Source organism: Lactobacillus pasteurii DSM 23907 = CRBIP 24.76, assembly GCF_000297025.1.
Lineage (GTDB): Bacteria > Bacillota > Bacilli > Lactobacillales > Lactobacillaceae > Lactobacillus > Lactobacillus pasteurii.
Window position 1 is genome coordinate 88,014 of record NZ_CAKD01000013.1, and the last position, 26,299, is coordinate 114,312.

The 26,299-nt window shown below is 36.7% G+C and carries 23 protein-coding genes; 13 read left to right on the forward strand and 10 right to left on the reverse strand.

The annotated features are described in order from the left end of the window. Window positions 1–84: 84 nt before the first annotated feature. The gene (locus BN53_RS03085) at window positions 85–2,931 is read left to right on the forward strand and encodes an AAA family ATPase (protein WP_009559454.1); all 2,847 of its coding nucleotides are present in this window, start codon (window positions 85–87) and stop codon (window positions 2,929–2,931) included. A gap of 61 nt (window positions 2,932–2,992) precedes the next feature. Here BN53_RS03085 and BN53_RS03090 read toward each other — a convergent pair whose 3' ends face one another. The 5 genes from BN53_RS03090 to BN53_RS09395 form a co-directional block, all read right to left on the reverse strand. After that, window positions 2,993–3,934 carry an NAD(P)-dependent oxidoreductase gene (locus BN53_RS03090; RefSeq protein ID WP_009559455.1) on the reverse strand — a complete coding sequence of 314 codons (942 nt, stop codon included), beginning with the start codon at window positions 3,932–3,934 and terminating at the stop codon, window positions 2,993–2,995. Between the two features lie 10 nt (window positions 3,935–3,944). Next, window positions 3,945–4,763, reverse strand: a complete 819-nt coding sequence (locus BN53_RS03095; RefSeq protein ID WP_009559456.1) for a site-specific integrase — start codon at window positions 4,761–4,763, stop codon at window positions 3,945–3,947. Between the two features lie 124 nt (window positions 4,764–4,887). Beyond that, the gene (locus tag BN53_RS03100) at window positions 4,888–5,172 is read right to left on the reverse strand and encodes an HU family DNA-binding protein (RefSeq protein ID WP_009559457.1); all 285 of its coding nucleotides are present in this window, start codon (window positions 5,170–5,172) and stop codon (window positions 4,888–4,890) included. A gap of 176 nt (window positions 5,173–5,348) precedes the next feature. Continuing rightward, complete coding sequence (locus BN53_RS03105; protein WP_040537287.1) at window positions 5,349–5,711, reverse strand: hypothetical protein; 363 nt, start codon at window positions 5,709–5,711, stop codon at window positions 5,349–5,351. Between the two features lie 327 nt (window positions 5,712–6,038). After that, window positions 6,039–6,170 (reverse strand): MerR family DNA-binding transcriptional regulator, encoded by a 132-nt coding sequence (locus BN53_RS09395; RefSeq protein WP_009559459.1) that lies wholly within the window; start codon window positions 6,168–6,170, stop codon window positions 6,039–6,041. A 119-nt stretch (window positions 6,171–6,289) separates the two neighbouring features. Here BN53_RS09395 and BN53_RS03115 point away from each other — a divergent pair, with 119 nt between their 5' ends. The 6 genes from BN53_RS03115 to BN53_RS03140 all read left to right on the forward strand — a co-directional run bounded on the left by BN53_RS03115 (window position 6,290) and on the right by BN53_RS03140 (window position 12,016). Then, window positions 6,290–7,330 (forward strand): SDR family NAD(P)-dependent oxidoreductase, encoded by a 1,041-nt coding sequence (locus BN53_RS03115; protein WP_009559460.1) that lies wholly within the window; start codon window positions 6,290–6,292, stop codon window positions 7,328–7,330. 176 nt (window positions 7,331–7,506) lie between these two features. After that, window positions 7,507–8,367, forward strand: coding sequence for a helix-turn-helix domain-containing protein (locus BN53_RS03120; RefSeq protein ID WP_009559461.1), 861 nt, complete (start codon window positions 7,507–7,509; stop codon window positions 8,365–8,367). 190 nt (window positions 8,368–8,557) lie between these two features. After that, complete coding sequence (locus tag BN53_RS03125) at window positions 8,558–9,433, forward strand: HesA/MoeB/ThiF family protein (RefSeq protein ID WP_009559462.1); 876 nt, start codon at window positions 8,558–8,560, stop codon at window positions 9,431–9,433. Continuing rightward, window positions 9,409–10,599 (forward strand): peptidase M16 family protein, encoded by a 1,191-nt coding sequence (locus BN53_RS03130; protein ID WP_040537288.1) that lies wholly within the window; start codon window positions 9,409–9,411, stop codon window positions 10,597–10,599. Before BN53_RS03125 ends, BN53_RS03130 begins: the two co-directional genes overlap by 25 nt. 14 nt (window positions 10,600–10,613) lie before the next feature. Further along, a complete protein-coding gene (locus BN53_RS03135; protein ID WP_009559464.1) occupies window positions 10,614–11,264 on the forward strand; it encodes a DUF4097 family beta strand repeat-containing protein in 651 nt (216 codons plus the stop codon). A 476-nt stretch (window positions 11,265–11,740) separates the two neighbouring features. Next, window positions 11,741–12,016, forward strand: a complete 276-nt coding sequence (locus BN53_RS03140) for a helix-turn-helix domain-containing protein (protein ID WP_009559465.1) — start codon at window positions 11,741–11,743, stop codon at window positions 12,014–12,016. A 193-nt stretch (window positions 12,017–12,209) separates the two neighbouring features. Here BN53_RS03140 and BN53_RS03145 read toward each other — a convergent pair whose 3' ends face one another. Then, window positions 12,210–13,469: an MFS transporter gene (locus tag BN53_RS03145; RefSeq protein ID WP_009559466.1), complete on the reverse strand. Its 1,260-nt coding sequence runs from the start codon at window positions 13,467–13,469 to the stop codon at window positions 12,210–12,212. A 202-nt stretch (window positions 13,470–13,671) separates the two neighbouring features. Further along, window positions 13,672–14,463 (reverse strand): Cof-type HAD-IIB family hydrolase, encoded by a 792-nt coding sequence (locus tag BN53_RS03150; protein WP_009559467.1) that lies wholly within the window; start codon window positions 14,461–14,463, stop codon window positions 13,672–13,674. Window positions 14,464–14,665: 202 nt separating this feature from the next. Here BN53_RS03150 and BN53_RS03155 point away from each other — a divergent pair, with 202 nt between their 5' ends. From BN53_RS03155 to BN53_RS03170, 4 genes are all read left to right on the forward strand, one after another. Then, window positions 14,666–15,286: a GntR family transcriptional regulator gene (locus BN53_RS03155; protein ID WP_009559468.1), complete on the forward strand. Its 621-nt coding sequence runs from the start codon at window positions 14,666–14,668 to the stop codon at window positions 15,284–15,286. 91 nt (window positions 15,287–15,377) lie between these two features. Beyond that, window positions 15,378–16,451 (forward strand): AEC family transporter, encoded by a 1,074-nt coding sequence (locus tag BN53_RS03160; protein ID WP_009559469.1) that lies wholly within the window; start codon window positions 15,378–15,380, stop codon window positions 16,449–16,451. A 27-nt stretch (window positions 16,452–16,478) separates the two neighbouring features. Beyond that, the gene (locus BN53_RS03165) at window positions 16,479–17,483 is read left to right on the forward strand and encodes a 2-hydroxyacid dehydrogenase (protein WP_009559470.1); all 1,005 of its coding nucleotides are present in this window, start codon (window positions 16,479–16,481) and stop codon (window positions 17,481–17,483) included. Window positions 17,484–17,674: 191 nt separating this feature from the next. Next, complete coding sequence (locus BN53_RS03170; RefSeq protein WP_009559471.1) at window positions 17,675–19,006, forward strand: FAD-dependent oxidoreductase; 1,332 nt, start codon at window positions 17,675–17,677, stop codon at window positions 19,004–19,006. Window positions 19,007–19,195: 189 nt separating this feature from the next. On the opposite strand, the gene BN53_RS03175 is transcribed toward BN53_RS03170, so the two are convergent. The 3 genes from BN53_RS03175 to BN53_RS03185 form a co-directional block, all read right to left on the reverse strand. Continuing rightward, a complete protein-coding gene (locus BN53_RS03175) occupies window positions 19,196–19,723 on the reverse strand; it encodes a folate family ECF transporter S component (RefSeq protein WP_009559472.1) in 528 nt (175 codons plus the stop codon). Window positions 19,724–19,741: 18 nt separating this feature from the next. Then, window positions 19,742–21,418 carry a formate--tetrahydrofolate ligase gene (locus BN53_RS03180; protein ID WP_009559473.1) on the reverse strand — a complete coding sequence of 559 codons (1,677 nt, stop codon included), beginning with the start codon at window positions 21,416–21,418 and terminating at the stop codon, window positions 19,742–19,744. A gap of 192 nt (window positions 21,419–21,610) precedes the next feature. After that, window positions 21,611–23,368, reverse strand: a complete 1,758-nt coding sequence (locus BN53_RS03185; protein ID WP_009559474.1) for a hypothetical protein — start codon at window positions 23,366–23,368, stop codon at window positions 21,611–21,613. Between the two features lie 375 nt (window positions 23,369–23,743). Between BN53_RS03185 and BN53_RS03190 the strand changes: the two genes are divergently transcribed. Together BN53_RS03190 and BN53_RS03195 are read left to right on the forward strand one after the other, a co-directional pair. Further along, the gene (locus tag BN53_RS03190; protein ID WP_009559475.1) at window positions 23,744–25,384 is read left to right on the forward strand and encodes a peptide ABC transporter substrate-binding protein; all 1,641 of its coding nucleotides are present in this window, start codon (window positions 23,744–23,746) and stop codon (window positions 25,382–25,384) included. Window positions 25,385–25,464: 80 nt separating this feature from the next. Then, window positions 25,465–26,217: a DeoR/GlpR family DNA-binding transcription regulator gene (locus tag BN53_RS03195; RefSeq protein WP_009559476.1), complete on the forward strand. Its 753-nt coding sequence runs from the start codon at window positions 25,465–25,467 to the stop codon at window positions 26,215–26,217. Window positions 26,218–26,299: the final 82 nt, after the last annotated feature.

Sequence of the window (26,299 nt, forward strand, 5' to 3'; positions counted from 1 at the left end):
GCAAGATTTTTTTGTAAGCATTTTATTGGAAAAATATCCCCTAGCTTGGGTATAATTAGCGCAATCAGTCTAGGGGTGAAGCAAATGAATAAGTTTAAAGTTGGAAATAAAAATAAAGCAACTTCGGAAAAGATCTATAGCTTAGATGAAGCCTATCAAGTCGCTGTAGATGGGGATGTACTTGAACTTCAAGGCGGTCAAACAATTGAATTTAATAGTCTATCAATTGCCAAGAATTTAACCATTACTAGTGATGAACTTGATCCAGCTAAGTATCCTGTAATTCAAGGACAATTATCAATTGATCCAGAAGCAGAAGTAAAAATTGAAAAGATCAAATTTATCAATGATGCTAAAGACAAGAGTTCACTAGCAATCAATCGGGCCAAAGTTGACCTCTCAGAGGTCTTTTTTGACTCAGCTAATACTAGTCAGGCTAACTACTACACGCTTGAATTGAACAAGGCGACTGTCAATATCGACCGCAGCAAGATCAAGGGCTTAGTAAATCTTGTTAATGAAAGTGAGCTATTGCTAGATAACAGCGAATTGCTAGCTGATATTAAGCAAAAGTGGCTCCTTAACGCCGAAAAGTCTAGCATTAAGCTAAATAATAGCAAGCTAGCTGCTGGCATTAGAGCCAATGATGCTGCTTCATATCGCTTAACCAGCAGCAAATTAGAAGCAAATAATGCAACGTTTACCGGCCAAATTTGGGCTAGTGACAAATCAGTCTTGCGTCTTTCAGATAGCAAGGTCCAGACTAACACAGATGCCGTCGCTATTTTACTTGATAAAAGTAAATTAACCCTAACTAATTCAGAACTAATCAGCAACCAAAGAACAGCCTTGAAGGTTATTAATCTTTCAACTGTTAGTCTGGAAAAAACGGTCCTAACGCCAGGTGCAGGCAAGTATGACCTAATTGCTGAAGACAGTATTGTTAAGTTAAATGATGAAGAATTATCATATCTTTACTTTGCAAGATCTGACGTGGAAATTACTAGCGCAACGATTCAAAGCTTGCAGGCGCAAGACCATAGTGCAATCCAAATTGAAGATGTCTTCTTTTCATCAGAACATGATTCAAAGTGGAAAAATTTTACCTTAAAAGACCACTCAATCTTGATTGCTAAGAAAATTAGAACAGATATTCGGGATCTTTATGCTGAACTAAAAACCGGCTCATATGCTCGCATAGGGCAGGTAAATCGTCTGCCATATCTCAATGATACTGACCCAGAAAGTACGATTGAAATTGCACAGTCTCCTGAAGTGAAAACTGACGTCTTTACTTTGGGCGATCAACGGGATGCAATGGAGACATTGAATAATCTAGTTGGTCTTGGCCGAGTAAAAGAGCAGATCAAGACTACGACCACTTTAATCAAGTTCAACAAAATCAGAAAAGCCAGTGGCTTAAAGAATATTAGCAATACACTCCATGCGGTCTTTTTAGGAAATCCTGGTACAGGAAAAACCACTGTCGCACGACTCTATGCGAAGATTTTATTTGATGCTGGCGTATTGCCAGGCGAGGAATTTAAGTTTGTTGAAGCTGGACGTGAAGACCTAGTAGGTAAGGTAATTGGTGAAAGTGCCCAAAAAACAGCCATTATGCTTGAAAGGGCTAAGGGCGGGGTACTCTTTATTGATGAGGCCTATGCTTTGAATGTTGAGGATTCAAGCAACGACTTTGGTCATGAGGTAATTACGCAAATTTTGAAATATATGGAAAACCACCGCGATGAAATTGCGATTATCTTTGCTGGATACACTGAAGAAATGCAGGACTTTTTGGAATCTAATCCAGGTTTAGACTCTAGAATTCCAAACAAGTTTTACTTTGACGATTATAGCCCAAGCGAAATTGTCCAAATTACCAAGGATATGCTTGAAGATGACCAAGTTTACCCTGAGGACGAAGAATACTTTGCCAAACGAATTGCTAATGAATACAGCAATGCCTTTGATGCGGGTAACGCTCGTTGGTCAAGAAATATGGCGCAAGGCTTAGAATTACAGATGGCCAAGCGAATTGCTGATCATCCAGATCAACGGCCAGATACTTTGATTAATGCGGATATCGACGAGTTGATCAACCAAGGCAATTACATTGAAGGCTCACAAGAAGATGCTTATGAAAAGTTGCAAAACTTGATAGGACTCAAGCGAGTAAAAGAGCAGATCGATGAATTTATTTCTATGGCGTTGATTAACAAAAAGCGTCAAGAATTGGGCTATGAAGCTAGCGACTATACTTTGCACTCACTCTTTTTAGGAAATCCAGGTACTGGTAAGACGACTGTAGCTAGATTAATGGGCAAGGTTTTATACCAAAAGGGCGTAATTCGCCGGGACAAGTTCGTTGAAGTAACTAGAGCAGACTTAGTTGGCAAATATGTTGGTCACACTGCACAGTTAACTAGAAAAGTTCTTAAGTCAGCTTTAGGCGGAGTATTATTTGTTGATGAAGCCTATGATTTGGCTAAAAAAGAAAGTACAGGTAGCGACTTTGGTCAAGAAGCTGTAACTGAAATTCTAAAATTTATGGAAGATCATAGGCATGACTTGGTTATTATCTTTGCGGGATATTACCAAGAAATGGCCGATTTCATGGATACTAATACTGGATTGAAATCGAGAATTCCTAATAAATTTGACTTTGAAGATTACGACAGTGATGCAATCGTCAAGATCGGTTTGCAGAAGCTGGCTGAGCGCGATTACCAGGTTGATCCTGAAAAATATGCTGCTTTAGTCAAGGTGAAGTATCAACCTTCGACTGTAACTGGTAATGGGCGCTGGGTACAGGTATTCAATGATCGTTTAAGTCGAATTCAGGCTGACAGAGTAACTAAAGATCTCGATCACAGCGATATTTTACAAATTACTGATGAAGACTTAGCTAAAATGGCGGAAGTAAATTAGCTTATAAAATAAAAAGAATTGATTATCGACATAAGGTTGATAGATCAATTCTTTTTTGCTATTAGTATTCTTTTTGATAGTTGATTAAGTGCTGACTAGGGATGCCAGTTTCTTGATAAGCCTGGAAATTAGTCAAAAAGCTATCGACTACTCGTTGATCGTAAAAGTCGCTTGGGCCGGCGCTATGAGGAGTAATCAGCACATTATCCATCTCCCAGAGCGGACTATTTTCAGATAAAGGCTCATTTTCAAACACATCTAATGCAGCCCCGGCAATTTCGTGGTTTGCTAAAGTCTTGATTAAATCCGCTTCATTAGTCGTCTTTCCGCGGCCAACGGTTAGGTAGTAGCTGCTATTTTTCAGTGCCTTAAATACAGCTTGGTCAATGATTCCTTTGGTCTTAGTAGTCAATGGCAAAGAGTTGACCACAAAATCTGCATCCCTGATTGCTTCTGATAGCTGACTAATTGGAAAACATTGATCAAATCCAGCTACTTCATGGCCAGTCGTATTGACTCCGATAATTTTCATCCCAAAAGGCTGAAGCATTTTTACCAAATCTTGTGCAATATTGCCCGTTCCAAGCAAGGCAATTGTTTTTTGCGTAAGTTCAGTTTGCCCAGCTGGAAGTTGCCAGAGCTTTTTAGTTTGATTTTTGATTGATAAATCTAAGTGCCGAACTTCAATTAGCAGATAAGCCAAAAGCTGCTGAGCAATGTTGAAGCTGTTAGCTCCACTGGCTGTGGTCAAGAAAAGATGATTTTGATCAAAAGTTTCAAGTGGCAGATAATCAACTCCAGCACTCCAAACTTGAATCCATTTGATTTTATTTGGTAATTTAAGTGCGTCTAAAACAGCTGGATTCCAGCCTAAAATTATTTCCGTATCAGCTAGTGCTTTTGGGGAAATTTGATCAGATAGATCAATAATTTCGGCCTTAGTTTCTTGATTAAGGCGCTCCAGCAATGATTGTTCAAGTTTTCTTAATAGAGCAATTTTCATCGGAATAACCTCACTTGTCAGTTGGCAAAACAAATTCGTTTAAAGTGTTGTAACGCATCATATTTTGACGATAGTAGAGCAAGGACTTGGTATCTACCTTAAGAATTCTGAGCAAATCTTCGTCAGTCAGATCCTTGCGCGAAAGGATGGAATAAATATAACTTAGGCGCAAGTTTTGCAAAGTAATATCCATTCCAATTAACTCACGGTCAGGCATGGCTTTTTTGGCTAAGTGGAAGTCAGAAGCGTAAAAGCCGCCGAACTTTTTGCCTAAGATATAAGGGTCATCGTCAACTGGGAAATTGACATTGTTTTTAAGATATTGGCGCAGGCTGTAGCTGTTGATCTTGGTTGCTACATCGCTGTAGCGCAGCTTCAATACTTGATCAGGCAAATATCCTAGCGAAATGCCCAGCATCATAAAGATAGTTTCAGGATGAATGCCTTCAATCTTAGCAATCTCAGGCAACTTGTCCATCCAATTAATGGTAAAAGTGTGTTTGCGACTAAACTTACGGCCATTGATTTCAATCATTGGATAATCATCAATCAAATGGTGGGTGTAAAGGAAAGTAAAGTAAACCCGAATATGGCTGAGGTATTTGTTGATGGTATTTTTCTTTAGGCCAAGGTTGGTTTCTAGGTTGTTCAAGTAATTTTGAATATCGCTAGCCTTGCAGTCGTTTAACTTGACGCTTTCATCGCTGCTGCCACCATAATAATTCCAGAAATTAGTGATCGACTTGGTCACAACTAGCATCGTTATATCGGTATAATGCTTCTCAGTTTTACAATATCTGACGAATTCATGTTCGTAAGGATAATTCATAAATTTCACCTCTTGATTTTAAAGCTTTGTTACTAAAACTATTATAATGCAAAAGAATAATAAAAGGTAAAAAAGATCCCAGAAGTCGAAACTTCTGAGATCTTTTTAAGTAAGTAAAGAAGGATTACTTGTTAACAGCGTCCTTCAAAGCCTTACCAGGCTTGAATGCAGGAACTTGAGCTGCTGGAATAGTGATTTCGTCACCAGTTTGTGGGTTACGGCCCTTACGAGCTGCACGACGACGAACTTCGAAAGTACCAAAGCCAATAAGTTGAACCTTGTTACCCTTTACTAATTCTTCTTCAATTGTTGAAGTAACTGCTGCAAGAACTGCTTCTGCGTCCTTCTTCTTCATTTCAGTCTTTTCAGCAATTTGCTTTACTAATTCAGCCTTGTTTACTGATGCCATCTGAAAATACCTCTTTCATAAATATATTAAGTCGTTAGGATTGTACTAATGATTATAGTTGTACAACCCCATTACGATTACTAATTGTACCATTAACTTTACGAGTTTGGAACCGCAAAAGCCCTATTTAATGCAATTTTTACAACATTTAGCCTTTTTTGAGCGAAAATAAAAATTTAGTCGGCTTTTCGACGTCGAATAATAACAAATGCAATTAGACCAAGGATTTCAACTAAAAAGTAGACGATGAAACCATATAAGATTTGTCGGTTTAACCAGTCGTCATTAATTTGTAAAATTAAACAGTAACTATATTTAAAAATAAAGATAGTAATTGGATAGCTGATCGAGACATTTTCTAAAAAGCTAAAATCCTTCATAAATGCCTTAGCAGTAGGATCTTTAGGTAGAAAGTTCTTCGACTTTTCCAGGCTTTTAGCGTCAAACTTGCGGACAAAATGTAGCACGATTAAGTAAATTACAATTAATGCAGACCAATTGATCAATGCGCGAAGATTCAAAAATTCACGGCCTTTCATAAGATAGATTTCTATTGTGATTATTGCAAACTTGCTGGAAAAAAGCAATTGCAGGGGATGCTGTGCTAATTATTTTCTATTCCTGATTATCTTTTTCAACTGAAAAAGTTCCTTCTCAATCTCCGACATATTGTCTACCATATCAGTGAACTTTTTGATGGCTTCATCATTGTAACGGAAGCTATTTCCGATTAAGTTAACCTTTTCTGTTCCAGCTTTAAGTGCACGCTGGTAATACCATTCTTTGTATTCAAGGATCTGTTGCGCCTTAACTAGCTCAGCGATTTTTTGATCAAGAATTTTCTTTTGCTCACTAATAAAGTCTGCTCACTCTTGGAGCGTGCTGTCTCCAGCTTGATCACGTTTAATGAAAGTCAAAAGACCTTGTCGGTCATAGAAGTATAGAGTTTCGATGTTTAAGCCTAATTTTTTGGCTACTTGTCCGATGGTGTAGTTCATTGCTTTAACCTCGTAATAATTATTCAAAAAAATTTCAAAAAACGCTTGACCTGTACCATGGTACAGCTTATATGCTAATTATAACTTGAAAGACAAATAAACAGAAGAGAGGCATAAACATGTCAAAAAATATCTTAATTCTTGGCGCTGCTGGCCAAATTTCTCAAATGTTAATTAGCAACTTACTTGAAAATACTGACTTCAATTTGAAATTGTATGGTAGAAATTTGTCAAAGAGAATTCGCGTGACTGATGTTTCACGTGAAACTGTAATTGATGGTGATTTTTCTGATAAGGCTAAATTAGTTCAAGCGATGAAAGACGTTGATGTAGTTTACTTAAATTCAATGGAATCTGTCGCTGACACTCAAACAATTGTGGTTGCCATGAATGAAGCAGGCGTAAAGCGAATCATCGGCGCAACGATTGTCGGAATCTACGATGAATTTGATGGACCATTAAAGGAATGGACTAATGCCAACTTGAGCGAAAGCTATCGAATTGATGAAAGAAAGTCAGCACAACTTGTCGAAAATTCAAATTTAGATTACACCTTGGTTCGTTTGACTTGGCTATTTAATGATGAAAGTCATCTAGATTATGTTTTGCTAGAAAAGGGCGAAGAAGTTAAACAAAATTTCGACGTTAATGTATTTGGTTTAATGCAGGTAACGCAAATGGTCATGCCATACATGCGTCAAAAGCAAAGCGGTCATATAATCAATTTAGCTTCTATCTCTGGAACGGTTACAGGTCCAAGCCAATCGATTTATTCAGCAACAAAAGCGGCTGTAATTATGATGGGCGAAGCTTTGGCAGATGAGGTTGCTGCCTTTGGTATTAAAGTAACTTCGATTGCTCCAAGTGGTGTAAGAACTGACTTTTTAGATCAAAGTTCTATGAAGACGCCAGCTAAGAAAATAGCGGATTATGATATAGTTAAGCAAACTATGAAAGGATTAGCTAATTTCAATCATAATCAATCCGGTGATCCCGATCTTGTTGCTAAGGCAATTCTTGAAGTAGCTAAGATGGAGCAAGCTCCTAGAAGGCTATATTTAGGTAAGCCAGCAATAATGGCCTCGCAGTCACAGATTGGCCGAATTGTTGATGAAACAAATCAACACCTTGATCTAAGCAATAGCATTGATACTTTATAAGATTACAAAGAAAAAACTGACAAGCTTGCTATGAAGTTTGTCAGTTTTTTTGTGCGTTATGCAGGCTTGCACCGGCTAAAATATTTATTGTTGGGATGTGGATTGTTTGAATTGGGGTAACGATATATATTACAATTTAGCAGAAGCAGCGTCATGCTAAAATGGGGGAGTTTTCTATGACAATCGGAGAATTGCTTAAAGAATATCGAATAACTCAAGGGAAAAAACAAAAAGAATTTACTAATGATGGAGTAATTGTAAGCCAATCCTATTATTCAAAAGTAGAAAAAAATGCTCACAGAATTACTGCTGACAGTTTAATAGATTTGCTCCATTACAACAATATTCCGGTCTGGGACTTCTTTAGTAGGCTTAATATAATTGATGATATGAATAAACAAGAAATAGATGAGCTTAATAAAACTATGGCTGGAGCATTTTATAGTAATGACACGGATAGATTATATAGCTTAATTACGGTAGTTGATGAAAGTAATCTATCAGACAAAGATAAACAAGAAGAAATTCTGTTGATTCAAGCCTGTTTAGAACTAATGAAAAAGCCCGATGAAAAACCAGATATAGAATTAAGAAATAAAATAAGGGATAAAATATTCAACATTCCGAATTTTAATTATCAAAAAATTTCTCTTTTCTGTAATTTTATGAAGTTTTATGATCTTGAAAGCAATAAGATGATTAGTAGAAAAATTATTGATCAACACATTAATACTAAGGATTCTAAAATGCAAGCAGCGTTACTTGCTATTATAGTAAATATATTAGCCTTTTCAGTTAGAGATGGTAAGCTACAGGAAACTGAATATTTTATAAACAGCGGAGACCAGATAAAAACGCAGCCGGAATTAGTATTCTATAAATCTGCTTTCTACTTTTTTAAAAACCTTATCAATTATCAATTAACGCATGATCAAGAAAGTTATGAAAATAGCAAGAAAACTCAAGCCTTTTTATTGAGTATCGGCATGGAAGAATATAGCAAAGTTCTTGGAAGCCTTTTAGAAAAATATAAATGATGCATATTTCATTCTGTTTATATTCGTATTTGAAATAAAAATTCAAATACGAATATTTTTATTTACTTTACTTTTTATCCCATATACTAAAGCCATAAAGTTAAAACATATTGGGAATCTTACAATTGGAGATATTCTAAAGAGACATTCAAACGTTTCTCTTAATCAGCTTTCTGTAATTATAACTAAATTGGCACATGCTCGTACTTTATCTATATTGAATCAACCATTTGATTTTTTATCAAAAGATAAACGATTTAAAAGTGATTTGACATATTATTTAAGTGAGGGGTTAGACGGACCTGAAGTTCTGAATACCTTATTTAATCTCAAAGTTACTATTTTCGGATCTGGTGGTGGTGGAAGTATTATTGCTCTGCAATTAGCAAATCTAGGTATTAAAAATATACATCTAGTCGATCCAGATAAAATTGATACTTCTAATTTAAATCGTCAATTTATGTTTAATACTAATGATATTGGTAAATTTAAAGTAGATGCAGTTAAGAATTTTATATCCATACGTAATCGGGATGTGAAAATTACCACCTCAATTAAAAGAATTAGTAATATTGCAGATGCCATTGAAGAAATTAAAGATTCAGATTGGGTATTTTGTTGTATGGATGAACCTCCATATATTTCTCAACGCATTATCAATAGAGCCAGCTACATTAAAAATGTTCCTAGTATATATGGCTTTAGTTCTAGAGATGCAGCTAAATTATTGATAGTTCGGCCAAACATTACTGGATGTATGGATTGTCTATTGGCAAGCGAAGATAGTCCTGAATTTCAAAAATTGATATTAAGTTTTCAAAAGAGTAATTTTTCACCTGTTACGCCAATTATCATTCCAAATATGATGCTAGAAACTTCATGGATAGTTAAAAAATGGCTAGATCAGGTTATCAAAGATAATCAAGAACAAAATGTTTTATATAGATTTGATTACAACGTTTTAAGAGAAGAAAAATTTATAAGTTTCTCTAAACAAAATAATTGTCCTACCTGTGGTACAAAAGGAAATGAGAGTAAATTATGGAAAATCATTCAAATTCACTAGTACAACTAAATAATGGTATCACTTTATATTTTAGAGAATTTTCTACCACACCATTGGCGGGTATTACTTTTAAAATTCATCTGAATAGTCAGGAAAAACTAGGACTTCCACATTTGATAGAACATGTATTAGTGAATAAAATAAAAAAACCAGATTTTATTAAATTAAGTGGCAGTACGGATCGAAATGCAATTTCTATAAAAATGCTTGGTAATTCCGCAGACATAGTAAACTTTAGCCAATATTTTTTTAGCAAATTGTTTGCATTTAAAATAAAAAAGCAAAGCCTTCGAAATGAAAAGGCTGTAGTCATTCAAGAAATTAGGCAATATGGAAATAGTTCTTTAGAAAAATTTGCTAATGTTGCAAGAAATTGCTCATTTAAAGCACATAACTTGTTTGATGATGAAGTATTGGGAACGCCAAAAGATATCGCTAATTTTACTACAAAAGATATCTATGATTTCTTTGATACTCATTTGGTGAAAGACAATATTTCAGTATTAATTGCTGGAACTTGTTCTACACTGCATAAAATAAAAAATGATTTAAATACATATTACTTAAAAACCAGTTCAATCATTGCAAATGATTCAGTAAACTATTTTCCTAAAGAAACTCTTCTTTTAGAAAAAGCGGTAATTGGAAAAGCAGAGCAAAAACAATTAGCCCAATTATCATTCATCTATAAAGTTGGAAGTGATCATCTAGATAAAAATAGAATCTTAGCATTAAGCATGCTGTTCTCCTTATTAAATTCGGGGACGTATTCACTATTATCTCAAATGCAACGCTTTGTTCCAAAGTTATACTTTTTTCAAGCTATTCCAATTTTTAGAAAGACAAATATCTATTTACAGGTATTAACTTCATGCAGTATCCAGGATGCTGAAATAATTGAAAATAATATAAATAAAGTATTCCTGACTCTTTCTAAATTAAACTCAGACAATTTAAAAGCAACTATACACAATCTAAAATTTCAACATAATTTGCTATTTGATGGTGTCGAAAAAAGTGTTCTATCCTTTGCAAACATGTCGCTTGAACAAGAAAAATTAATTGACTTAGACAGCATTGATCCTATTTTTATAGTTGAGAAGTTCAAAAAAATCACAACCACCCTAGTAGATCAAGCTGGAAGTAAAGTTATTGCCTACATGTAAAAAAGGAGGTAAATATGTCAGTTTCAAAAAGAATCATCTTACCATCTGTTGTTTTAGCTTTATTAGGCGGCGCTGCAATACAACAAACCACAAGTGCTACAACTGTTCAACAAAATATTGCTGATTTATCATCTCAAGCTATCAATCAGGTTAAAATTTCAAATAATACCGACAACATTTACATCAAAACAGGAGAAAAATTAAGCGTGGACTATGATGGTCCCAAAGATTCAGCTCCAATAGTCCAGGTGAAAGATAATTGTCTAGAGCTTACTCCTCGTCATCGTTTTTCTTTTAACTTCTTTTCAAGAAATACTTACACCATCACCATCACGCTTCCGCAGGCTAAATTACAAAGTTTTTCAATTGATTCTTCCAATGGAGATGTCAAAGTGGACAAAATTTATGCTGACAAAGGTCATATTTCTACTTCAAATGGCGATATTATTATTTCTAATCTTATTTCGCAATTTGGATTTGAATTATCAAGCTCAAATGGTGATATCGTAGTAGAACACAATAACGCTTCAGGATATGATTTTTCAAATTCTAACGGAACTAACACATTTGAAAATACTACCGTCTCTAATTCGTTTGCAAAAATGCATTCAAAAAATAACGTGTTAGAGATTAACAATTCAAATGGCGATATAGTTATCAACTAATTACAAAGCTGGTTAAAGCGCAAATTTAGCTTTTAGATGTTAAGTTTGCGTTTTTTTGTATCTTGAATTGTCAAACTAAGTGCAACGACTTAGACTTATAAACTGTTGCACTTAGATTGTAAATTCACACCTTGTAATCTTCGTAGCAAAAAAATTAACCAAAGCTATAAGATTCCTAAATTGCTGGTATTTATAACGAACATCAAAAAATGTATTTAGCCAAGTCAAATTTTTCACAATGACTCAAATATCAGAATACGTTATGTAAATATTTGTAACAAGCCCTGTACATTTTGTGGTTTGCTTGCTTTATTTTTGTTATTGAAATGCTTATCATGATACAAAACAATTTTGATCTAAGTACAAAAAGCAAGAGAATGCTAAAATTATGACAGATAGCATATATTGATAATCTAATCAATTCATGCTAAGAAATTGCGTGATGAATACTTTGCTAATCGAAAGGAACAATAATTATGAGCAACATTAATTTTAGAGATTACTTGAATGAACAATTGAAAGAACCAGAATTCAAAAAAGAATTTGAAAATGAGACAACTAAGTTGGAAAGCGCAATTGCATTAACTAAAATTAGAAAAGAATCCGGCCTTTCTCAAAGAGATTTAGCTGTTATTTCTGATGTGCCTCAATCAACGATTGCGCGGATTGAAAGTGGGGCTAATACTAATATTGAGACTTTAACTAAAATTGCCAACGCATTGGGTAAACACCTAACTGTTAGCTTCTCATAATAACAATATTTGCTTACTACATAATTTTTAGTCTAGGTGAATGACTAGGCTTTTTTGCTTCGTGAATTTACAAACTAAGTGCAACAGTTTATAAGTCTAAGTCGTTGCACTTAGTTTGACAATTCAAGATGCAAAAAGGATCGAATCTCAATATTCGATCCTAAAAAATGGTTGATACCTTAACTTAATAGTATCACTCTGGCACACATGCAGCAGTTGATTTTACTTCTGTTTTGCTTAGTTTCATTGCAACAAGCAGAACGATAATTTCAATTGCTAAAAGTACTAATAAAGCATATCTAACATTTCCGAAGCCAGAAATAGTTGTCAATATTGTCGTCATTATTGGTGCTGTAGCCATAACAATTGTATTGAGCAATCCTACGCTTGAAGCTAAGATTTTACGATCAATTGCGTTAACTAGCCATTGTTGCATTTTAAGCGATGCTGTACTTGATATCACGGCTAATGAGAAGTAGAATGGCAGAATTACAAAGATATTTGCTATTAATCCTCCGACCGTCGCAGCGATACTTAAAATGATGGCAACAATAACCATAAAGAAGACAGATTGCTTTTTAAATATTTGGGGACCAAAGACACTACCCAGAATTGCTCCGGCACTGACTACAACTCCAATGATTGCCAAAGTAAAGCTATAAGTAGAAATAATCATGGTTGAGCGGTTACCTGCCATAACAATAGGTAAGAGTGAACCTATAGCAGATAATGCGCCATTAAGAAGGGCAATCACCAAAACTACCGTCAATAAGCCTGAAGCTTTTCTTATTTGCTTATATGAGTTTTTCATTGTCGCAAAAAATTTTTCTTCATTTACTTCTTCTGGCTCAATTGAATGGGTATCTGTTTTATTATGGAAACTGGCGCTAGCATATAAAAGACCAGCAGCTAGGAACGTAATAGCGTTGATAAAGGCAAGATTTGAGTAAGATAAGAAAAGCAATAAGCCTGAACCAACAAATTGAGCAATCGAAGTAATAACTTCACTAACCCCATTGGTAAAGCCTTCAGCTTCAGCAATTTCATCTTGACCAACTATTTCGACGATCAATGGAATGTTAAGACCACCCGAATAAGCACCTACTGTATCGGAGATAAAGTTGATAATAACGACTGCGATAACTAATGCCCATTGAGAGATATTGGTGATGAATAACACGCCGACTAGACTATAAAGAATAAATCTTACTACCGCTATTAAGAAAATACTTTTAAATTTGTTGCGAGTTTTATCAGCTAAATATCCACCAAAAATATTAAATAGTCTTGGAATAGATTCAGAAATTGCAATTAAAGATAGAGCGAGAGAGTAGTTTTGCAGTTTGCTTGCATAAGTCATAAATGCTAGATAAAAAAGGATATCTCCAGCATTAGATAAAAAACTGGCAATCGAAAATTTGCGATAATCTTTATTTTTCAAAAATACGTTCATAACGTTCAGTCCCCTTTTCCTTTAAGAACTTAGACATATAATATCCAGATATCAGCCTAAATCTCCAAAATAGTCGTATTTGAATTTTTTAGATTAATGTACAAGTCTCGAATGCAAAAAAAGAAGCCAGATTGGATTGATCGCTGATCCTATCGACTTCTTTTTCGTATTTTTTTAATTTGAAATTTTTTGTGCCTTTTAGTTAAGAAAGAATACCAAGCTTTTCTACAACTTCGCCGACACCATCGTGATTATTGTCGCTAGTGATATTAGAAAAACTCTTTTTCAATTCATCTGGAGCATTGTCCATTAGGTAGGGATGAGCAACTGCCTGCAACATTTCCAAGTCATTGAAATTGTCGCCAAAGGCCCAAGTGTCTGCTGGATTGAGATTGAAATATTGATTGATCACTTTAACTGCCGAGCCTTTTTCGATTCCTTTTCTGGTAATTTCGAGCAAATGAGGCGCAGATTTTACCATGTAAAGCTTGGAAAACTTATCTTGTAAAATAGGCAAAAGCTCGTCAAGGACTTCAGCTTGACCAATTAATAGCAACTTGTGTGGATCAGGCAAATTCTTAATATCTTCGCGCGTTGCTTTAGTCGAGACAACATGAACTAATTCTTCTTCAGCTAGGTTAGCCTCTAGTTTAGGTGAGAACCAGTCATTTCCTGAGTAAAAGTTCCAAGCTAGGTCCAAGTTGTGGTCTTCCACATAAGCAATAATCTTTTCTGCTAAATCTTTTGAAAAAGTGGCAGAGTGAATAACTTCTCCGTTTGCATCAACGATGAAGCCGCCGTTGTAAGAGACTAGTGGTAATTTGGTTGAAATTTCATCAGTAACAGTCTTGATAGCAGCTGGCATCCGGGCGGATACTGGAACAAAGAGATTGCCAGCATTCAGCCAAGCTTGAATTGCCTTTTTAGTTTTAGGAGTAACGTGTTTGTTATCATTGACTAAAGTCCCATCAATATCAGAAAAAATGATCTTCATACTTATACCTTAATTTTTATGTAACCGTTATCTGTTTCATTATTACACACAAAATTCATGGTTACAATATCTAGTATATTTATAATAATATGTATAAATGTACTAATTGTTATAAATATAAAAGCGCTGATGGTTACTCATGATCGAAAGGTCAAATTTTTGATAAAATACAAGTATAGATTTCGATAAAGGGGGGATTCCAATGACTCGTAAAGATGATGCCTATAAATACATCCGCAACAAAATTATTCGCGGGGAATATTTGCCAGAGCAAATTTTGTCAGAAAATACGCTCACCCAAGAGATCGGTGTAAGCCGGACGCCAGTCAGAGAAGCTTTGCATCAGTTGAGTTCAGAAAGTTTAGTTACTTTTGTTGGGCGAACAACGATGGTGTCGCCATTAACCAAAGAAGATGTAGCAGAAACTTATGAATTGCGGACATTATTAGAGATTTATGCACTTGAAAAAACGATCGATAAAATTCCTGATCGATTACTCGATGAAGTTGAAGAAGAATTTAAATCGTCTGCAGCTGAACATGATTGGGAAAAATATTTGGCAGTTGATATTAAGTTTCACAATTTGATCACTAACATTCATCAAAAACAATTTGATCAATTGCTAAATATCATTCGTTCACAAACTGATCGGACACGCTATATCAATGCCCACAGCAAAAGAAGTATGGACCGATCACTTGAAGAACACTTGCAAATCATTTCAAAAATAAAACAAAGAGATTTTGGTGAAGCCAAAAAGGCCCTCGAATACCACTTGCAACAAGTATATGAGGCTGTTTTAGAGTATGTAAATTACCGCTAAAAAACCAAAAAAATAAAAAAGTTATTGATTTCACAAGTAAACCCTCTTAAAATACATCTTGTATACAACTTGTATTTTAGGAGGTTTTTTTATGAACATTGGGAGTGCAATCGCGAAAACGTTTACTGACCAGACAGTTCTAAGTGCGATTACTTCAACCATTTTTATTATTTTGCTTGGATATTGGTTTAGAAAAAGAGGGATATTCGGCGAGCATTTTGGGAAGGTTTTAACAAAGGTTGTTTTATCAGCTGCCTTGCCAGCCTTAGTTTTGAATTCTTTCATGCAACCGATTGATTCAAAATCAATGCAACAAGGGGCTAACGTGCTTGTATGGGGTATCTTAGTTTATGTTTTGTTAATTATCATTACCCCATTCATGTTCCCACGCGGCGATAAGGATAAGAACACTTCTTTGAGTGTTGCTACTGCTTTTGGTTCAACCACATTCTTTGGTATTCCAATTGTTGGTGCAATCTATGGGCCTAAGGGTGTTATCTATTCTTCAATCTTCAACGTTGGTTACCGTATTTTCCTTTACTCATACGGCTACATCAAGATGTCCGGCTTGAAGATGAGCAAAGATAACGTCAAGAAGATGTTTTTAAACCCAATCGTAATCGTAACTTTCTTGGGCTTGATTCTTTGGATGATTCAAGGTTCGATGCCACAAGTAACTGTCCCAGCTATGAACAAGGGTGTGGCAACTGGTACGATGACTACGGTTGCCTTTTACCGAATTGATCAAACTGCAATTTGGCTTTGGAAGCCATTGAACTTCCTGCAAAGCTTAGCTTCACCACTTGCATGGCTTGCAATCGGTTGTACTTTGGGCTCAAGTTCATTCAAGGAAGTTGCAGAAGACAAGCTTACTTGGCTCTATGCTTTCAACAAGGTTATTATTGTTCCATTGATCAACTTGCTTATCTTGTTGCTACTTAACATGACAGGAATTGTTAACTTCGACTTTGTTGCTGTAGCAACAGTAGTGATCATGATGGCAACACCAACTGCAGCAGTTGTAGCATCATATGCAATTGGGTTTGACCACGATGCCTTGCTTATTTCTAAAGCATCATTCTTGTCAACAGTTTGTGCGGTTGTTGCTTCGCCAATTTGGATCGCAATTTTGAATGTTTTGAACCACACTGGAGTTTTACATTAAGCTTGAAAAATTAAAGGAGATTTTCAAATGAAAATTGCTTGTTACGGAGTTCGTCCTTTAGAAGAACCTTATTTTGAAAAATTGAACAAATATGGCTATGAATTGAAATTGATTCCTGAATATTTGAATCATGAAAATGTAGTTTTGGCTGAAGGCTGCGATGCAGTCTTAGTTCGCGGCAACTGTGTCTGCGATCGTCAAAACCTTGAAAAATTCAAGTCATACGGTATTGATTGGGTCTTTACTAGAACTGTTGGTTTCAATCATTATGACTTAAAGGCTGCTAAGGAGCTAGGTATTTCAATTTCACGTGTACCTAACTACTCTCCATATGCCGTAAGCAACTTGGCTTTCACTATGGGAGTTAGCTTATATCGTCATGCTAGTCAAGCTGCCTTGAACATTTTGAATGGTGATTTCACGATGCACTCAGATTACTTTGCTAGTGAATTCAACCGCTTGACTGTAGGTATCTATGGTGCCGGCAAGATTGGTGCAATCGAAGGCAAGATGTGGAAAGAACTTGGTGCTAAGGTAGTAGCTTATGATCCTTTCCCTTCTGATTTTGCGCGTCAATATGTAGAATTTGTTTCTGAAGATGAGTTGCTTGCACAAGCAGATATCGTTTCTATTCACGTGCCATACTTCCCAGGCAAAAATGACAAGTTAGTCAATGCAGAATACTTGGGCAAGATGAAGCAAGGAGCAGTTTTGATCAATACTGCTAGAGGTGAATTAGTTGATACCCACGAAGTAGTTCTTGCTTTGCAAAATAAGCACTTGGCAGCCTATGGTGCCGATGTGGTTCCAAGCGAAACTAAGATTATTGGACACAAGTTTGATAGTATCGAAGAAATCCCAGATCAAGATGTTCAAGATCTATTGAACTTGTACCCAAGAGTAATGCTTACCCCGCATATGGGTTCATTTACTGAGCCAGCACTAGAAGATATGATTTCAATTTCATATGAAAACTTCCATGAAATGCAAGAAACTGGTACAACTAAGAATGTAGTTGAATACAAGGGATAAAAAATGCCAAAATATTGGCATAAAAATTTTTTCTTGAGAATAGGTGCTATAATAAGTCCGTATTCATAAAGAGAGGTCTAGAAGTCTGGCTTAACGGTTAGGCTTCTTTTTTAGTTTTGAGCAAAATATTTTACTTACTAAAAATAAGGGTGTATATTACTTTTATCAAGACAGTTAGTGAGGAAATTGCAATGAAAAAATATCAAAACATTATCGTAGGTTTTGGCAAAGGCGGAAAGACTTTAGCTAAAACATTGGCAATGCAAGGCCAAGAAGTCTTAGTAATTGAACAATCAGATCAAATGTACGGTGGCACTTGCATCAACATTGGTTGTTTGCCATCGAAAAATTTGATTATTAATGGCGAAAAAGGGATGCCTTTTAGTCAAGCTAGTGAAGCCAAGAGAGCATTGACCAGTAAACTAAGAAATAAGAATTATCACATGATTGCTGATTTAGAAACGGCGACAGTTCTTGATGGAAAAGCAAAGTTTACTAGCAATTATGAACTAGAAGTAACGCAAAAAGACGGTAACAAACTTAAAGTTCAAGGAGAGAGAATTTTTATTAATACTGGGGCCACTCCAAGAATTTCCAAGATTGATGGCTTGAAATTAAGTCAAAACATTGTAACTTCAAAAGAGGCCATGGATTGGGACGAAAAGCCAGCTAATTTAGGGATTATTGGAGCTGGTTATATTGGCCTAGAATTTGCTGGAATGTTTAATTCTTTTAATAGCAAAGTTACAGTAATTGATGGTCTAGCTCAAATTTTGTCTAAAGAAGATCAAGATGTCAGTGAAGCGGTTTTTCAAGATTTAACTGCAGCTGGTATTAACTTCAGACTTGATAGTAAAATTGAAAAAGTTGAAGACAGTCCAGCTGGCGTTAAAGTAACCTACCAGCAAGCTGGCGAAGTTAAGGAAGAGACTTTTGATAAATTATTGGTTGCAGCTGGAAGAAAAGCTAATACTCAGGATCTTGGGATAGAAAATACCGACATAGAATTAACAGAATACGGTGCAATTAAAGTTGATAATAAATTAAGAACCAATGTAGCTAATATTTGGGCGTTAGGTGATGTTAACGGCGGTCCTCAATTTACGTATATTTCTTTAGATGATTTCAGAATTGTGAAAGATCAATTGCTAGGAAATGGAGAGCGGTCAACTAAGGATCGTGAATTTGTCCCATATACAGCCTTTATTACGCCACCACTATCAGCTGTAGGAATGAAAGAGCACGAAGCTAAAGCAGCTGGCTATGACATCAAGGTTTATAAGCTAATGGCTAGTGGCATTCCAAAGGCTCACGTGGCAGGGGATGCAAGAGGATTATATAAAGTGATCGTTGATCAAAAGACCAAGCAAATTCTTGGTGCGACGATTTATGGTTTGGAATCTCACGAGGTAATCAATTTAATTAGCCTAGTCATGAAACTCAAAGCCCCATACACAGTTTTAAGAGACATGATTTACACTCATCCTACAATGGCAGAAGCCTTAAATGATCTCTTGAATTAAAAAAATGCCAAAATATTGGCATAAAAATTTTTATTTATAAATTTTTTATTCGAAATTAGTGCTATAATACAACTGATGTGTGTTCTAAAAATAAAACCGGAGTCTAGCTTAACAGCTAGACTTCTTTTTTTAAATTTAAAGCGCTAGTATTGTCCGTTATCAGGCGGTGCAATACTAGCGCTTTATTTATTATTTGATGAAGTCCTTAACTTTAGTTCGACTAATTTCTTGTAAAACAAAGTAGGTCACAATCATTTGAATCCAAGGAACGATTGTTTCCTTAGGGATGCGCTGCAAAAGCGCAGCAGTAAAGTTAACATTGTACATCATATGGATCCACAAGGTATTCATTCCGATATTTACAACAATTGTCACAATAATCGTGGCTGCAATAACGCGCCAGATTTTAACGGGCTTCTTGTAGAAAAAGAGCCCATAAATTAAAGGACCAGCCATGGCTGAAAGGGTGAAACCAAAGAAGAAGCCACCCTGGTTGCCGAAAATAGCAGAAGCAACTAAATCGCTGACTCCTCCGCCGACCGCTCCCCAGATTGGGCCGAAGATGTAGCCTAACATTACGCTTCCGATAAAGCCTAGACCTACTTGGACAAAGGCTGGACCAAAGGAAAACTTGCCTAAAATGATTTTAATAGCAACGATAATTCCTAGTAAAACTAATTTTTGCAATTCAGTGCTCGAAATTGTTTTTGTTTTCATGATGATCACTCTTTCCCACTAGAATAATCCGCTAATTGTACCGTTATTATCAACGTCGATGTCTAAAGCTGCTGGATGCTTAGGCAGACCCGGCATGTCCAAAATGTGGCCAGTTGTAACAACGATAAAGCCAGCACCATTTTTCAAACTTAAATTCTTAACATGAAGCGTAAAGTCTGTTGGTGCACCTAAAATCTTAGCATTATCAGAGAAAGAATATTGAGTCTTGGCAATGATTACTGGTAGTTTATCCTTGCCCATCTTCTCTAACTCAAGCATTTGACTTTGAGCTTTTTCGCTATATTCAACCTTGGTTGCGTGGTAGATTCGCTTGGCAATTTTTTCAATCTTAGTAGTGATTGAATCGGATTCTTGATAACTTGGAACAATATCAGTTGAAGTTTGATCAGCTAAGGCAACTAATTTTCTAGCAGCTTCAACTCCGCCCTTAGAGCCTTGGGTGTGGTAGTCGACAACTTCAACAGGCAGGCCTTGGCTTTGAATCAAATCCTTTAATAAGGCTAGTTCAGCGTCAGTGTCAGAAGCAAAGCGGTTGATTACAACTAAGACTGGCAAATTATATGAGCGCATATTGTTCATATGGCGTTCTAGATTCTTGAAGCCTTCGCGCAAGGAGTCAAGGTTTTCGTCATTTAGATGCTCAACAGTACCCTCAGCTTGGTATTTAAGTGCTCTGACAGTTGCGACAACAACTGCAGCATCAGGCTTTTTATCGAGCTTGGTAGAAACAAAGTCCATGAACTTTTGTCCACCTAGGTCACTACCAAAGCCAGCTTCAGTCAAGACATAGTCGCTTAAGTGGAGGGCAAGGTTAGTTGCCATAATTGAGTTGGCACCGTGAGCAATGTTAGCAAAAGGTCCACCGTGTACCAAAGCAGGGGTATGTTCGATTGTTTGGACTAAGTTTGGCTTTAAGGCGTTAGCTAATAAAGCCGCAATAGCACCTTGGAAACCTAATTGCTTAACAAAAATAGGCTCATCGTTAATTGAATAACCCACCAGCATATCGCCGACGCGTCTCTTCAAGTCATTGATGTCTTTTGCTAGGCACAAAATAGCCATCAATTCATTAGCAACCGTAATCGCAAAGCTGCTTTCGTGTTCAATACCATTGAATTTAGACCCTTGACCAAGCGTAATTTTACGCAAAGTACGGTCATTTACGTCGATCCCGCGCTTAAGCAAAATGCGGTTAGAGTCAAGTTGCAAGCTGTTGTCTTGATAAATGTAGTTATCGACTAAGGCTGCTAGAGTATCGATTGCGGCAGTCAAAGCGTGCATATCACCAGTAAAGTGAAGATTAATATCTTCCATTGGGATGATTTGCGCCATACCACCACCAGTAGCACCACCTTTAAGACCAAAAACAGGTCCCATTGATGGTTCTCTTAAGGCAATCATCGTCTTCTTATGTAATTGATTATTAATGGCATCCCCAAGACCGATTGTCATTGTGGATTTGCCTTCGCCAGCAGGAGTTGGGGAAATAGAAGTAACAAAAATAAGCTTTCCTAGATGCTTATTAGCCCGAATGCGATTAATCGCTTCCCAACTTATCTTTGCTTTATCACGACCGTATGGTTCTAGATCATTCGGCTTTAGCTCAACCTTTGCGGCAATTTCTTCAATCGGCAACTTTTCTGCTGCCTCTGCAATCTGAATATCTGATTTCATGTTGCTCACCTTTTTCTATTTAAATGTCATCTTAAATCAATGGGTTGAAAATAAAGCTCGATCTTAGAATTTAGGTCATCCTTTCTGCACTTGTAAGTCAATAAAATGATCATAGTTAATTTTATAAATGATGTCAAGCATTGAAACTTGGCAGCCAAAAAAGAGCCGAATTTTCATTCGACTCAAAAATAATTATTTTAGATTTTTATTTTCAAAATTAGCAATATTGCCTAGACTTTGGCCATCAACAATATTTGCCTTAAAGCTGACCTTGTCGCCAGATCGAAGCAAGTTGGCACTAGCGAAATCATCCGTGTTGATCGTATAGATCGTCTTGCTATTTTTAAGGGTGAACATTACTCGGTGTGAATCCGACAAAATTGCTACTCGGTCGACGCTGCCTGAGCGTTTAACCCATTTGCTGCCAGGGGTATTTTGCGCAGTAGCTCCGCTATTAACCAAAGATTGGCGGAAGCGTTCAAGGGCAATAGTAGGAGTGTTGCCGCTGCCATAGATACTTTGATTTGATGCATCTAGATAGTAGTAGTCGCGGATAGCGCTAGTTGAATCTAGAATAGTCATCACCCAAGTTGGTCTGCCATTGATATTGTATAAAATTGGCATATTGGCCTTCCATTGCTGGGCCTTGTAGTCTTGGTCGGCATTATTTTTGGCGCCGGTAGAATCCATGATGTTGTTAGCTGAATAGAAGGTGAGCTGGCCACTACGGGCGTTAATCATTGAATAGCCTAGAGCAGAATCAGAACCAGTCTTATCAGTGGTAAAGTCGCTGAAGTAGCTGATGGTACCATTTTGATTGAAAACAGAGGTAACGCCATTTTCCACTCCATTGCCGGTTGGCTTCATTACGCCAGTCTTGCCAAAGTAGCGATTCCAAAAGCCATTGCGATAAATACCAAAATCCCAGTTAATATGGTTGGCGATGCCAGTAGTAATCCCTTCATCAATAAATTTAGGCAAATGATCTAGCGAATATTTATTAACTTTACCTGTTTCGGCATCCATCACAGCTACATAGAGCTTTTGGTAATTTACTCGATGGCTGAGAAATTCTGATTTATAAATTGTTTCTACCCAAAATGGCTTGCCTTCATCGTTAATTTCAAGCTGTGGGTCATCTAGGCTTAGCCAGTTAACGGCATGGCGGTAGATTTGCCGCTCAGCATCTAAGTTGAAGTAGGCACTAGTAGCGTATTTGTATGGCTTTTTGACAAAATGTGGTGTCGCATTTTGCTTAGTGGCATCAATGATAAAGTAGCCGGGAATTTCTTTGGCCTTCATCATTTCAAAGAAGCCATTGTATTCAATTGGAATTACGTAGACTGGTTTGCCACGATAAAATTGTGCCTGCACATTTTTAGAAATTGAAAAATATTGACTGTTTGGAATATCGCTAGAAGCCTTCTTGACCCGGTTGATAACTGTCTTAGGGGCTAAGGCAATTGGAGTTTCGCCCTTTTTAAAGGTTGGAGCTTGGGTACTTTTTGAAAAAGTCTTTTGGATGGAATTCCAAGTTGGCTTAACCGACATAAAAGAATAAATTTGTCCGCCAATGCTGACGATTGCCAAAATAGTCAAGACTAAAGCAATAACTTTGCCAGATAGGCCTGTTTTTGTTTTTGCTACGTGGGGATGCTCACCATTTTTAAGTTGCCGAAGCTTTTTCTTCAAGCGAGCCGACTTATCAATTAGGAAGTTAACGCTGCCTAGCAGCAGGTAAATTATGGTCCAGATGAAATTTCCACTAAGAATGCTCAGTAAATTTCTTGATGGTAAGAAAAAGTATACATAAATATAAGCGATAAGTATTAAAACTAAGCTCCTAATGATATGCTTTTTCAAGGCTGGACGATTATCACGTAAGTAGTAACAACTAGCAAGCGCTAGTATAATTGGAAAAGCTAGATAACTAGCCAATACTTGAATCATAAAATAACCTTTCTTTTTAAATATCCATATTCAATATATTCTATATTATATTATTGGTGATAAATAAAAGCTAGCAAAATTCATCTCAAAAAATATTTGACAGATAAAATAATTAGCGTTAGACTCACTTACATAAGATAAGCAAAAAGAAAAGGAGATGAACTGACATGTTGGCACACGCTATGCAAATGCAAAAAAGAACTGTGGAATGTTGTTGTACTAGCAACATCTTTTTTGGCGTGCTCAATGTGCAGAACATCTCTACTTGTAGTTAATTACGATTAGTATTAATTCGATTAATATAAGTGACCGAGTTGTGTCCGATTGAGGCGCAGCTCGGTCTTTTTTTGCTTTTAGAAAGTTAGAGGTTAGAAAATGAAGAAATTTAGGTCCATTGTTGCCGGGTTAGCAGTTGTTTCAGTCGCATTGCTTCTTGCGGCATGTGGCAAAAAAAGTGGCCAAAGCCAAAGTAATGATAAAGTACTAAATCTTAGCACCACTGCAGTACTAGACACGATTGACATCAGTAAGTCGACGGGGTATGGACAAACAGGCAATGTCTTTGAAAGTTTTTACCGTTTGGGCAAAGATGGTAAGCCTACTGCAGGACTTGCTAAGAGCGGCGAAGTTTCCAAAGATGGTTTGACTTGGACTTTTAAGTTAAGGGATGCTAAGTGGTCAAATGGTGATCCGATCACTGCTCAAGACTTTGTTTATTCTTGGAGAAGAAGTTTGAGCCCTAAGACTGCTTCGCCATATGCATATCTTTTCTCAGGCGTTAAGAACGCTGATGCGATCGTAGCAGACAAAAAGTCTCCTGATAGTATTGGCATTTCTGCTCCAGACTCACACACTGTAGTAGTCAAGCTTGAGCGTCCAATTGCCTACTTCAAAGTGTTAATGGCATATCCTTTGTTTGGGCCACAAAATCAAAAGGTAGTTGAAAAATACGGCAAAAAGTATGCTACTAAGGCCCAATATCAAGTTTATTCAGGACCATTTGTCATTAAGAATTGGAATGGCACTAATGACACTTGGGACTTTATCAAAAATAAGAATTACTGGGATAAGAAGGTAGTCAAGCTCGATAAGATTTCTTACCAAGTTGTCAAATCAACTAACACTGGCTATCAATTATTTGAACAAGGCAAGCTTGATTTGACGCCACTTTCTAGCGAGCAAGTTAAGAATTTGAAGTCTAACTCAGCTTTTACTTCTTATCCTTACTCACTAGTTAGATTCCTGCTATATAACTTCAAGGATAGCAATAGCTTGAACCGCAAGGCTTTGAATAATAGGAACATTCGTTTGGCCTTGTCCTTAGCAATTGACAGAAATATTGTAACTAAGAAGGTTTTGGGCAATGGTTCGACTTTGCCAACTGGTTTTGTAGCTAGCGATTTGGCCACTAATCCCAAGACTGGCGTTGATTTTGCTAAGTCACAGGCTGTTAAGAATACAGTCAGCTATAATCCTACTTTAGCCAAGAAGTACTGGCGCCAAGGACTAAAGGAAATTGGTGCTAAGTCATTGACTTTCAATCTTTTGTCTTCTAATGAAGAAAGCGACAGCGATCAGTTGACTCAATATCTTCAATCTCAATGGATGAAAGTTTTGTCAGGCCTAAAGATTAATGTAACCAATATCCCTGATAAGGCAACTAATGCTAAAGCCCAAAATGGCTACTTCGATATTTACTTGTCTCACTGGGGCGGCGATTTCAACGATCCAATGACCTTTATGCAAATTCCGATGACCGGGACTTCCTATAATTATGGCAAATGGTCAAGTCAGGCATATGATAGTTTAGTTAAGCAAGCTCAAAACCAAGATGCCAATAATGTAGAGAAGCGTTGGCAAGATTTGGTTAAAGCTGCGCAAATTGTTAACAGTCAGCAGGCAATTACGCCAATTTACCAACAAACAACAGCTTACTTGCAAAACAAGCGAGTCCATGGAATTATTCACAACACTGCCGGAACCCAGTGGAGCTATAAGTACGCTTATATCAAATAAGTTTGCTGGCGGATCTTTGAACTGAAAGTAATTGTTTTTGCTAGTACCAAAGGTTAAAATACTAACTGAGGTACATGAAAATGCTTACGGAAGAACGCAAAAATTTAATTGAAGCTTATGTCAATGAACATAAGATTTGTAGTGTAACAGAATTATGCGAGTTAACTGCAAGCTCAGAGTCAACGATTAGACGAGACTTGATTAGTTTGGAAAAGGCGGGCAGAATCGAACGGGTGCACGGTGGAGCACGCTCGGTTAAGGCTTTTTCTCGTGATATTGCGCAGAAAGTTCGTTTTAATTTAAATCGCGATACCAAAATTGCAATTGCTAAACATGCTGCTAGCTATGTTAAAGCCGGTGATTTTATTTTCCTTGATGCTGGAACGAGCATCTATGAAATGGTGCAATTTTTAAGAGAAATTCCAGACATCACTGTAGTTACTAATGGCGTCGATACTGCGATTGCATGTTTGGACCAGCAGATTCAGACTATTTTGCTAGGTGGCTACATTAAGGCGGATACCCATGCGGTAATTGGCGAAGCAGCGGTTAGTCAATTGGGACAATTGAGTTTTGATCTTAGTTTTATTGGGGCTAACGGAATTGATTCATATGGCTTAACTACGCCGGATACTCGAGAAGCAGCGATCAAGCAACTAGAAATTGCGCAGGCTCAGCAAGTGTTTGTATTAGCTGATAGTTCTAAGATAGGTCAGAGAACCTTTGCTAAGTTTAGCGATGGGCATAATTTGGCGCTGATTTGCAATAAGTTGACTGAGCAAGAAAAGGCGATGTTGCCAGCTGATTTGCAGTTGGTAGAAATCGCGGAATAGTTTTGAGGTCGAATCGATTAGGATTCGGTCTTTTTTTATAAAATTATCTGCCAAGCGCAAAAAAGGCTTAAGAAAATAAAGA